At 57.8% G+C, this 10,873-nt stretch carries 9 protein-coding genes and 2 pseudogenes; 5 read left to right on the top strand and 6 right to left on the bottom strand.

Annotated features, from left to right (window positions below):
• The 6 genes and pseudogenes from F8N21_RS28945 to F8N21_RS31195 all read right to left on the bottom strand — a co-directional run.
• The coding region (locus tag F8N21_RS28945; protein ID WP_150645391.1) for an FAD/NAD(P)-binding oxidoreductase at positions 1–1,093 on the bottom strand (1,093 nt) is incomplete at its 3' end.
• Entirely contained in the window at positions 1,090–1,326 is a 237-nt protein-coding gene (locus tag F8N21_RS28940; RefSeq protein ID WP_150645390.1) for a (2Fe-2S)-binding protein, read from the bottom strand. The genes F8N21_RS28940 and F8N21_RS28945, both read right to left, overlap by 4 nt.
• Positions 1,319–2,434 (bottom strand): NAD(P)/FAD-dependent oxidoreductase, encoded by a 1,116-nt coding sequence (locus tag F8N21_RS28935; protein WP_150645389.1) that lies wholly within the window; start codon positions 2,432–2,434, stop codon positions 1,319–1,321. Before F8N21_RS28935 ends, F8N21_RS28940 begins: the two co-directional genes overlap by 8 nt.
• Positions 2,431–3,363 (bottom strand): 4-hydroxyproline epimerase, encoded by a 933-nt coding sequence (locus F8N21_RS28930; RefSeq protein WP_150645388.1) that lies wholly within the window; start codon positions 3,361–3,363, stop codon positions 2,431–2,433. The genes F8N21_RS28935 and F8N21_RS28930 overlap by 4 nt, the downstream gene beginning before the upstream one ends.
• 114 nt (positions 3,364–3,477) lie before the next feature.
• Positions 3,478–4,149, bottom strand: coding sequence for a GntR family transcriptional regulator (locus F8N21_RS28925; protein ID WP_150645387.1), 672 nt, complete (start codon positions 4,147–4,149; stop codon positions 3,478–3,480).
• A 304-nt stretch (positions 4,150–4,453) separates the two neighbouring features.
• Positions 4,454–4,543 (bottom strand): annotated as a pseudogene (locus tag F8N21_RS31195) (IclR family transcriptional regulator); the annotation flags it as partial.
• An 851-nt stretch (positions 4,544–5,394) separates the two neighbouring features.
• Between F8N21_RS31195 and F8N21_RS28915 the strand changes: the two are divergent.
• The 5 genes and pseudogenes from F8N21_RS28915 to F8N21_RS31190 form a co-directional block, all read left to right on the top strand.
• Positions 5,395–6,552 (top strand): ATP-grasp domain-containing protein, encoded by a 1,158-nt coding sequence (locus F8N21_RS28915; protein WP_150645386.1) that lies wholly within the window; start codon positions 5,395–5,397, stop codon positions 6,550–6,552.
• Positions 6,553–6,678: 126 nt separating this feature from the next.
• The gene (locus F8N21_RS28910; RefSeq protein WP_150645385.1) at positions 6,679–8,106 is read left to right on the top strand and encodes an FAD/NAD(P)-binding protein; all 1,428 of its coding nucleotides are present in this window, start codon (positions 6,679–6,681) and stop codon (positions 8,104–8,106) included.
• Positions 8,107–8,112: 6 nt separating this feature from the next.
• The gene (locus F8N21_RS28905; RefSeq protein ID WP_150645384.1) at positions 8,113–9,132 is read left to right on the top strand and encodes an AbrB family transcriptional regulator; all 1,020 of its coding nucleotides are present in this window, start codon (positions 8,113–8,115) and stop codon (positions 9,130–9,132) included.
• A gap of 508 nt (positions 9,133–9,640) precedes the next feature.
• Entirely contained in the window at positions 9,641–10,060 is a 420-nt protein-coding gene (locus F8N21_RS28900; RefSeq protein WP_150645383.1) for a hypothetical protein, read from the top strand.
• A 147-nt stretch (positions 10,061–10,207) separates the two neighbouring features.
• A pseudogene (locus F8N21_RS31190) lies at positions 10,208–10,372 on the top strand (hypothetical protein); the annotation flags it as partial.
• Positions 10,373–10,873 lie beyond the last annotated feature (501 nt).

Raw genomic sequence — 10,873 nt, 5'->3', positions numbered from 1 at the left:
CACGCCAACCCGTGTGCCCGGCCAGTGCCGCGTAGGGCACGTCTTCGCAGCGGCACACCAGGGTATCGGCCTGGGCCAGCGACTTGAGTTGCGGGTCGAGGGCGAAGGTTTTGTTCAGGGCATTGGCGAAACCCTGCCAGCGGGCACGGCGCGGCCACAATTGTCGGGCTGCCTGGTAGTCACCGACGGCGGCATGGCCAGCGATCGCGCCTTCGACCAATGCCAGTTCACTGCCACCCAAGCCGGTGCATTCGCCCGCCGCGTAGTGATCGGCGCGGCTGCTGGCCTGCCAGGCATCGACCGCGAGCGCCTGGCCATCGAGGGCGCAATCCAGGGCCTGGCCGAGCAGGGTGTTGGGAATCAGGCCGAAGCCGCAGGCCAGGCGATCGCAGGCCAGCTCGACGATTTTTCCCTGCTGTTGCAGGCGCACGCCTTCCAGTCGTTCATTGCCCAGGGCGGCCAATACGTGGGTCCCGGTACGATAATGGCGGTCAAACAAAGTCAACGACTGCATCAGCTTATTGGGCCAGCGTGGCAGTTGCGCGGCGAAGCCGGCGACGGCGGCCGTGGAGGCTTGCTCGGCAATTCGCCGGACCTGCGCACCGTGTTTTTTCGCGGTGGCGGCGCTGGCCAGCAATATTGGCCCGCTGCCGGCGATCACCAGGCGTTCGCCGTGCACCGGCAGGCCGCTCTTGATCAGCGCCTGGAGGCCGCCCGCGCCAGTCACCCCGGGCAGCGTCCAGCCAGGGAAGGGCAGGAGCAACTCGCGGGCGCCGGTGCACAAAATCAGTTTGTCGTAAGTGATCAGCCAGCCGCGATCGGGGTCTTCGACCAGCAGTTGTTTAGGGCCGGCGCAGGCGATCACCCGGGTGCCGGAGTGGTGATGGATGTTGCTGCAGGCTTCGAGTTTTTCGCGCAGGCGGCGCGCCTGATTCGGCAGGCTGGCCTGGGGGCCGTCGCGCCAGATTTGCCCGCCCGGCAACGGGTTGTCATCGAGCAGGACGATGTGTGCAGTGCTGGGTGCCGCGGCGAGGGCGGCGGCCATGCCGGCGGGCCCGGCCCCGATGATCAGCAGGTCGGCGTATTCGCTCATGCTTGAGTCTCCACGTGCATGCCGTCACGGCACAGGGTCTGGCAGGCCAGGCGCCGTCGACCGTCGATGGTCACCCGGCATTCCTGGCAGATGCCCATGCCGCACAGCGGTGCGCGGCGCTGGCCGCTAACCGAGGTACGACTGCAGCCGTCGCCGCCCAAGGCTAAAGCGGCAGCGACGCTGGTGCCCTCGGCAACACGCAGGGCACGGCCGTCCAGCATCAATTCAGGCATAGAGGGGCTCCCCGAGAAAACGTTGCGGCAGATAAGGTTGCACGGCCAGCGGCGGCGTTTCGTCGAACAATTGCGCGACCAGCAAGTCGGCGGTGCCGGGTGCGGTGGTGACGCCCAGACCCTCGTGGCCGACTGCCAGCCATAAGCCTTGGCGTTGCGGGTGCTGGCCCACCAGCGGCAGGCCGTCCGGGCTGGCGGCGCGAAGTCCGGTCCACGCACGGATGCCGTTGAGCTGAGCCAGGCCCGGCATGTAGGAGGTGGCACGCTTGAGCATTTTCGCCAGCATCCAGCCTTCGACCTGCGGGTCGGTGGTGCCGAACTGCCGCGAGGCGCCGATGAACAATTGCCCGGTCGGTCGCGGCTGAATGTTGCAGGCCGTCGAAGGGCCGCTGGCGTTGTGGGCGCTGGTGACGTAGCCGAGTTCCACCAGGGTATGAGTGACTTTTCCCGGGTAACGGTCGGTGATCAGCAAGTGGCCTTTCTTCGGCTCGATTGGCAACTCCGGGCACAGCTCGTTGGCCTGGATGCCGTTGGCCAGCACCACCGCCTCGGCGCTCAGCCAGTGGCCATCGTCGAGTCGCACGCGGTGGCCATCGACTTCGTTGACCCGCGCCCGGCGCTGGCTGATGTTCGGTGTTTCGAGCATCCAGCGTGCAGTTGCCGGGGCATAGAGAATGCCGTCGCCATTGATCAACAGCCCACCTTCCAGGCCTTCGCGCAACTCTGGTTCGCGCTGGCGCAAGGCACTGCTGGCGATCAACTCGCAGGCCACTCCCTGTGCCTGCAATTTGTGGTACTTGCTTTGGGCGACCGCCATTTCTTCGGCATTCGCCGCCAGCCACAGGGTGCCGTTGCTGCGGTAGGCGCAGCCGTCGGGCAAGGCCGGCGCCTGTTCGCGCCAGCGTTGCAGGGAGTATTGGCTCAGGGCCAGCTCTGCCGGATTGTCGTCGAGGACCAGCAAGTGGCCCATGCCCGCCGCCGTAGCGCCGGGCAGGCCGGCGTCGAGCACCAATACCCGCAGGCCGCGACGGGCCAGCGCCTGGGCGCAGGCGGCGCCGATAATGCCGGCGCCGATTACGATTACATCGGCCACCCGGCCCTCGCTCACGGGCGAATGCCCCAGGCGAACGGGTCGTCCTGTTCGATGATCAGGCTGGCTTCGGCGCTGATATAGGCGCGGCCGCGAATCGTCGGCACGATGCGCTCGCCCTGGGTTTCGTAGGAGCCTTCGAATTCGCTGCCGATGACACTGGCCTGGCGCCAGATCTGTCCTGGCGCAAGCTTGCCGTCGGCCGCCAGGCACGCCAGTTTGGCGCTGGTGCCGGTGCCGCAGGGCGAGCGGTCGTAGGCCTTGCCGGGGCACAGCACGAAGTTGCGGCTATCGGCCTGCGGGTCATCGGCGAACAGTTCGACATGGTCGATCAACCCGCCGTCTTCGCCGCGGATCCCCTGGACCTCCAGCGCCTGCTGCACGGCGAAGGTATAGGCAGTCAGGGCCTCGAGGTTGTCGCCGGCAATGTGCAGACCATGCTCGGCGATCAGGAAGAACCAGTTACCGCCCCAGGCGATATCGCCGACCACCTGGCCAACACCCGGTACCTGCAGCGTCAGCGCCTTGCGGTAACGGTAGGCCGGGACGTTGCGCACGCTGACCGAACGGTCTTCGTGCAGGGTCGCCTGCACCGTCCCCACCGGTGTCTCGATGCTATGCACGCCGGGGCCGATCCTGCCCAGGTGCGCCAGCGATGCCACCAGGCCGATGGTGCCGTGGCCGCACATGCCGAGGTAGCCGCTGTTGTTGAAGAAAATCACTCCGGCACAGGCGGTCGGGTCCACCGGCTCACAGAGCAGTGCGCCGACCAATACGTCGCTGCCCCGTGGTTCCAGTACACAGGCGGCGCGCCACTGGTCGTGATGGTCGGCCAGCCGCTGGCGACGTTCGGCCATGCCGCCGCTGCCCAGGTCAGGAAAGCCGGCGGTGACCAGACGGGTGGGTTCGCCGCCGGTGTGGGAATCGATCACGGTGATGCGTTTCATGGGAGGGCCACGTCCGTTCAGATGAGTGAACGAAAGAGTGGCCTCTACAAGGGCTTGCCGGCTTGATGGATTTATCCAGGGCTGATGACGAAATCGGCACAGTGGGTGGAACGGTCAGTGGCTATGAGGCAGGTGCTCGAACAGGGTCTTGCAGACCCCGGCAATGTGCTCGTCGAGCAACTTCACCGCGAGATCCACGTCACCGGCGCGACAGGCCGCAAGGATTTGCCGGTGTTCATGATCGGCGCGTTCCTTGCCGGCCGAGAGGCTCATCTGCATGCGCAGGTAGCGCTCCAGCTTGTCGTTGACCGAGCGGATCAGGCTGACCAGGAATGGTCGCTGCGCCGGTTCGTAGAGGCAGGCGTGCAGTTCCCAGTTGAGCTCGGCCCAGCGTCCCACGTCATCTTCGCCGATGAACTCCTGACAAATCCGTTCGGCACGGGCGAAGGTTTCTTCGGTCATGTTCGGAATGGCCAGGCGCAGCACCTTGTCTTCGAGCAACATGCGCACTTCGAACATCTGCGCCAGTTCCGCATCGGAAACGCGTGTGACCATCGCCCCGCGATTACGCTGGAACATCACCAGGCCCTCGGCTTCCAGGCGCTTGAGCGCCTCACGCACCGGGATCTTGCTGACATTGAACTGGCGAGCGATATCGTCCTGGCGAATCGGTTCGTCCTCGGCGAAATGCCCGGCGACGATAGCATCGCGCAGATGCCGGGTGATGATCTCCGAAGTCGAAGGCGAATTGCCCAGGTCCGGTGCGTTGAGTCTAGGTAGAGTCACGGTGATGGTCGTTCGAAGGGATTTGTGAATATGGTATACGAATTCATCCCGAGGGTTGCCCTCGACTGTGCTGCCCAGCCGATCATCGGTGACAACGGGCGGCTATCACCTTACTCGTTCCGAAAAGCCCGCAGCTGAATATCTTCCAGGAGCGGGCACTTCGGTAGGGTTACGACAACTCCGAAGCCGTTGACCGGCACTTCCTTATTGCCAAACCAGGCGTCGAAGGTACGGTAGAACTTCGAGATCGCCTTGGCCCCGACTTTCCAGCCGTCAGGGTCAAGCGCTCGCGATTTTCCGCGGAATCCATGATCGCATCCGGGCCGGACAGATTGATCGCCGCGACCGCCTCGCCACGGTGGTCGCGAATACCGGTGGCGATGATGGTGGAGTAGTAGTCAGGTGCTGACTCAGCTGAATGGCGTCAGCGAATAACGAATAACGAGTAACGATGTCGAGCTTTGCCCAGATAGGGTTTTACGAGTAAACAGTGGAGAGTAATGACTGAGCTGTAGGAGAAAGCTTACAGAGTCTCAGGATAAGTATTTCCCAGGTTTAGGTTTTGTATTTCAGTGCTTGTAAGTAACTTCTGAAATTTTTTTGAATTCTTGACGAATTGTCTCAATTCGAACTAGATTTGCGGTGCCGGTTGAGTTGAACTCAAAAAAACCTGCGAAAAAAAGTGGCACTATGTACTTGAAGAGAAACTGCGAGAATTTCAAATGCCAGCTTAAACTCATGGGGTTGAGTTGTGATGGGGATAGATAAATCAATACATCGGATAAAAAATATTATAAGTGGGCGCAGTTTTTGGTCCTTAAGCTTTAAATGCACCAATCACAGCTACCAAATTTGATAGGTGCGACGATCTCAGTGCGAGGTTATAAAATCTCACTTCAAATAGCGGACTTAATTTCCTGTCAACTTCATTGGCGGAGAGCCTTATGGTACAACAAATCGAAAATCGTAAAATCCGTTGTCAGCGGTGTGAACTTGAGTGGCTAACGATCGAGCTGAAAAAATAACAAAACTTGAAACCCCTCTTGTTTGAGATATCTGCAAGAGTATGTATTGCGTGTGCCAAGTAAGCCGCGCGCAGGTGATTTGCATGGAACTATCACCTGATTGCATATTTGGTATTTCGATTGAAATTTTCCTGAAATTGGGGACGTCTCTTGAACTCTGTGATTTTATTTGCACCTGCGGAAAATTCTGCTTCAGCACTCGGAAGATGAATGGCTAAGCGTGTTGGGAAACAACGCTCTGATTTATAGCGACCTGTCTGCCAAGGATTTGCTGACAAAACAATTTCCCGCCATGTCCGCTGCGTTCCGGCTCTATACAAATTTCAACGACTCGGCCGTCGTCGAACTGGATGCACTGGCCGCTGCAAAAAAACTTGGCACGAACACAATTGTCGCGCTAGCGGAAGTCGATCTATTGAGAGTTGCGCGTATCAAAGACCGACTCAGTGGTTCGGTGACGCGTTACGAAGAGATGACCTTGCTTTATCGGGATAAATTCCTGATGAAGCAAAAACTGGCGGAACATGGCATCCGCATCAATCCCATGTCGGTGATCCGCTCCGCTTGCGAGATCAACGACTTCGTTGAGCAGTATGGTTATCCGGTGGTGGTGAAGCCCCGTGACGGCCGCGGATCGGGTGGCGTACGAGTGCTACGCGATAAACCTGATCTGCTCGGGTATCTGCAAGAACATAACAGCACAACCCTGCACAATCTGATGGTAGAAAAATACATCGATGCGCCGCTGTTGAACGTCAATGGGCTATATATTGACGGCAGGCCGGTGATTATTTCGCCTGTGCGATCAACGGTGACCTGCCTTGATTTTCTGGATGGGAAAAGTCTCGGCTTCCAGATGTTGGCCGAAAGCAACCCGCTTCACGAACAATGCGTGAAGCTGACCAGAAGCATCGTTGAACACGCGCTACCCCGACTCGGCACAATGCTGTTTCATCTAGAGGTTTTTCTGGACGCAGAGAACCTGATCGTCTGCGAAATCGCCTGCCGCCTTGGCGGCTGCAGCGTCAACCAGGAATTGACCGAAGCATACGGCGTGAATCCACGCTTGACCCTGATTGATGCCGAGCGGGGCGGGAAATCGGCATCGCTCAAGGAGCTGATCACACCGCGACGCTTGCTTGGACAGCTCAACATTCCGCCTCGCAGAGGCAAGTTGATTGAGTTTGCGGAACACATCGATTTACCCTTCCTTCGCTATTGCTCGGTCATGGCGAAAAGGGGAATGGACTATTCCGGGATGAAGATGACCAATGGCGAAATCGTCTCCGCCATTGTCGAGGGCAATAGCGAAAAAGCCGTCAGCGATAATCTCGCGCAACTAGATAACTGGGTCAGGGACGCATTTATCTGGGAATAACTGAATCATCCCCCCGTTCCATTAAAAGAAGACGAAAGACAACCGCCACCCGCGTTTGCCTTTCGTTAGATGCTGGCTGACGGTCACCCTCGTCAACCTGCGTATTGTCGCGTGTCATGATCTGACATGAAGACGCAAACCAGAAGGCGTTATCGCGCCTCATGGAAAAAAACCGGTCTAAGGATAGATATGGGAAAGGTAGCAGTTGTTGGGATGGGTTATAGCGGTGCAATTATTGTGGAGCGATTGAAACACCTGACGCCGGCGCTGAAAATTGACGTATACGATACAACCGGCAGCACCGGATCCGGCCAGGCCTATCAACAGGATATTCTGAGCAATCTGGTCAACCGCCCTGCCAATCTGATGTATCTGCGAGAACATGGCGACTTCAAACAATGGTTGCAGGAGTGTCGCGTAACGCAAGCCAATGCCTATCAGCCAAGACCGGTGTTCGGCAAGTTCATTGAAGAGGCGCTGAAATCGTCTCTGCGTAAGCACACATCCATCCAGTATTACCGCGAGCGCGTGACCGGAATGGCAGCGGAACGGGGGCGCTATTCCCTGAAAACAGCCACCGGCGAGCGTGCGGGATACAACGCCGTGGTGCTGGCAACCGGCAACGCCGAGCCGACCGATATCTATCGACTCAAGGGCGCCCCGGGCTACATCAACAATCCCTATCCGACGACAAACCTTGCTGATATCCGTTCGGACAGTATTGGCGTGCTTGGCAATCAGTTATCGGCTATCGATGCAGCGCTTACCTTGCTCGACGCCAATCGTGACAACCGCGTAACGATGCTGACCCGCAGCAGCAAGATTCCCAACTACAGCGAGCACTATCATCCGCGCCCGCTCAAGGTGCTGAATGAGAATAATCTCAAGCAACGACTGCGCCGCGGCGGCTCCGCACTGAAAACAGTGCAGGCTATGTTCGACGAGGAATTGGCCGCGCAAGGCATCAACGTCAACATCAAGGACTTGATGCGCGATCACACCCAGGCCTCGGTTGCCCGAGAGGCGATCTACTCGGTGTTCTCGTCGACCAATCTGATCGTGCCAATGATCTGGAATCTGTTATCCGAGCACGATAGAAAAGTTTTCGTCGGGAGATTCAGGAGCGGCTGGCGGCAGCTGCGAGTGCCGATTCCCAAGGAGAACTGGATCAAGATCCACCAACATATTCGCTCCGGAAGGCTGGTCTGTCGAACCGGATTGGCCGATGTCAGTGTCACAAGGGATCGGTTCCTGGCACGGGGGCGCTATTTCGAATGCTCATTTTCCAATCTGGTCAACGCGACCGGCGCAGGCGATGCGATGGAAGGCGCGCTATACAAAAACCTGGCTGCATCCGGAATGTGCATCCAGCATCAGTATGGCGGAATCGATGTGCGCTATGACGACTGTCGGGTTATCAACAAACAGGGGCCGTCTAATATATTTGCGATCGGCGCACCCACCGCAGGAGTGTTCTACGCCGTCAGCAATATCGATGTCCTGCAGATGCAGGCGGAAATTATATACAAAAATCTTCGCGCATTAGACACCTGAGAAACCATGAAAACCTTATTGTGTTTGTTGATTGCCACCGTGGTCGGCACCGCGCTGCAATATGCCGGTGTCCCCCATGGCCTTTTGCTTGGCTCGATACTCGCGACCGCGGTAATCGTCAGCAACGTGCGCTTTTCTCCCACGCTGCGCTTTGGCCTTGGCTACGTGCAAATTGTGTTGGGGATCGCCACCGGCCTGATGTTCGAGTCGTGGGACAGCCAGACGGTGGCCGCCATGTTGCCCAGCCTGGGCTTCCTACTGCTGTGCTTGATGGCGCAGATCGCCGTGGCCGGTTTCTGGCTGCTCAGAGTCTCGGGATGGAATCTGAAAGATTCCCTGTTGGCCGTCTACCCGGGCGCACTCGCTGCAGTGTTCGATTTGCTGGAGTCCGAGCGTGCGTCCAGCAAGGTGATCGTCGTGCACCTGGTCCGACTGTTGTCGATCACCGTGCTGGTCAGTTTTTGCATTCCCGGGCATACCGATGTGGCGCTTGGTGAGAGCAGCCCGCTGGTCATGAGCACACTACTGACACTGCTGTCGCTGATCGTCCTGTGCATTTTGCTCGGCCGCTTGTTGTTGGGCGTCGGCGTCCCTGCACCGTTCATGCTCACAGCGATCGTCGCCACCGGCGTCTATATCAAGATGGGCTATCTCCAGGCATTCCACATGCCGCAGTGGAGTGTCGATTGCGCCGCGGTAATCCTCGGTGTGCTGATCGGATCGAAATTCAAGGAAATCACCCTGGTGGAGCTTGTTCGCCACGGACGGGCCGGGCTGATTTCCGTAGCACTGATGTTGCTGATCGCAGCGGCGTTTGCCGGGGTGGCCGGGCAGGTCCTGGGCAACGATCCCTTGTCGTTGTGGATGGCGTATATGCCTGGCGCTATCGAGACCATTGCTATCGTCGCGTTCAGTGGCGGGCTGAACGTTGTGTTCATCTTGTCTCATCATCTGGTGCGGATGGTCGTGTTGCACTTTGCGCCAGCCTTGATCGTGCAGGCGCGTCGCTGGCACGAAAATGTCTGATCAGACAAAGCACCTATTGCCACGTCGTTTTTCGGTTTTGAAGTTCACGCTTATGGAGTCCGAATCTAGCCTTTCGGGTCGTGAAGCTTGGGCTGAGGTGATGTGCTGAATGGCTAATACTCCGTTTAACCGTCCAATATTGATCGGGTTTCTGTTGGCCGTCATTTCAGCCGTTTGCTTTGGCAGTGGGTTTGGCTTTAGTGGGTGAGGTGTGGGCAGCGTTCAGCTTCGATGTGCTTGGAGTCATCGCTGGTGTAGGAACGGCAGTCGCGCTGGCCGCACGCTTTTTGCTCACTGAGCGGGGTCTTCTATAATCACAGCGCAGGTTATGATCGTTAAATATAAATTACGACGCAGCCTCACTGACTCCATATCCATAACGGATACCTCAAAAACTTCGACAAGTGAGGCGGCGGCTCAGGGAGGTAGTTAAGATTAAACGCTATCTCCAGCCCACCTGAGCTAAGTCAGCTATCTGCGATCAGGCCTGTGCTACGTTGCAGAATTATTGGTTGACGGTGGTACGACGATGAAAATGTTTGCAGGACTCGGTTTGGCGTTCTTGCTCATTTCGGGCTGCACCACTGGCGAACATCCAGCGCCTGAGGGCGCCGTACCCATCGCGGCGAAAGGCCAGACTGCGCCGCGGGTGAAAGTCGGGGTCTCTGAAAAGGACAAGAATCTGGCGCGAGCCAAGGCTCTGACAGGGTTGGAAGGGAAGGGCTGGGATTTTGAGCCGCTTTACGGAACGGCCGCCGATCAGAGCGGGCGGGACCTCGCGGTGTGTGGCAAGGCCAGGCAACACAGTGCCCAGGCAACGGCCTATTTTGCTTATTACAACGGCGAATTGATTCTGTGGGATGAAACAGAAACCCATGGCACCAGCGTGGAGAATCAGTTCCTGTCGTTAATCTGTTCCTATGGGTGAGGTCGCTGTCGTCGGTCGCCGGTTTCAGCGATGGGTGGACGTCTATATAAAGCCATGTCAAATCCAGACTGGGTGTTGGCGGTTTCTCGAGGCAACAACGGTCCGCGTCAAGGAGGAGTGCCAGCAATCAGGGTTCTGCAATCGGGAGTCATCTGCACCGAGAATCAGCAGCGAATGGCGGGGCGGCTTAACGCCAGAAAGGTCATTACCTTGCAGGCAAGCCACACATCCCTGGCCTCGAAGCCGGTGGAGGTGGCAGCACTGATCGATGAAGCTGCAACGGAGCTGGAGTCGTTCATTGCTCCGAGCTGATTGCTCTTCTATATAGAAGGAGCAAAAACCGGCGCTTTTCGGGCTTTTTCAGGTTTATCGATAGAATGCCTCAATTAGTGGTTGACGGCAGATCCTGGAAGTCTATAATTCGCCCCACTTCCGGCGCAGTCGAAACGGAAAACTCCTTGGTAAACAAAGAGTTACGCAGTTTTCGGCAGCGAGTTGCTTCAGTTCATCGAAGCCCAGAAGGAGTTGATAAGGTCGTGTTGTTTGGCCCTATTAATGATTCGATCCACTCGGTCGAAAGCGGTGTAAAACAGGTGTTGACAGCAGCGGGTAACGCTGTAGAATTCGCCTCCCGCTAACGAGTGATCGGAAGCGCCAAGTGGTTGAAGTTACAAAGGAAACTTTGAAAACTTCGGAAAATAACCGCTTGACAGCAGCAGAGGAAAGCGTAGAATGCGCGCCTCGGTTGAGACGAAAGATCTTAACCAACCGCTCTTTAACAACTGAATCAAGCAATTCGTGTGGGTGCTTGTG

Source organism: Pseudomonas fluorescens (genome assembly GCF_902497895.1).
Taxonomy (GTDB): Bacteria; Pseudomonadota; Gammaproteobacteria; order Pseudomonadales; family Pseudomonadaceae; genus Aquipseudomonas; species Aquipseudomonas fluorescens_BP.
The sequence above is the reverse complement of the archived record's forward strand: the minus strand, read 5'-3'. Positions and strand labels throughout refer to the sequence as shown.

Coding starts and splice junctions, on each gene's coding strand:
- F8N21_RS28930 (WP_150645388.1), bottom strand. CDS start 3,363: ATGAAACGCATCACCGTGATCGATTCCCACACCGGCGGCGAACCCACC.
- F8N21_RS28905 (WP_150645384.1), top strand. CDS start 8,113: ATGAAAACCTTATTGTGTTTGTTGATTGCCACCGTGGTCGGCACCGCG.
- F8N21_RS28940 (WP_150645390.1), bottom strand. CDS start 1,326: ATGCCTGAATTGATGCTGGACGGCCGTGCCCTGCGTGTTGCCGAGGGC.
- F8N21_RS28910 (WP_150645385.1), top strand. CDS start 6,679: ATGAAGACGCAAACCAGAAGGCGTTATCGCGCCTCATGGAAAAAAACC.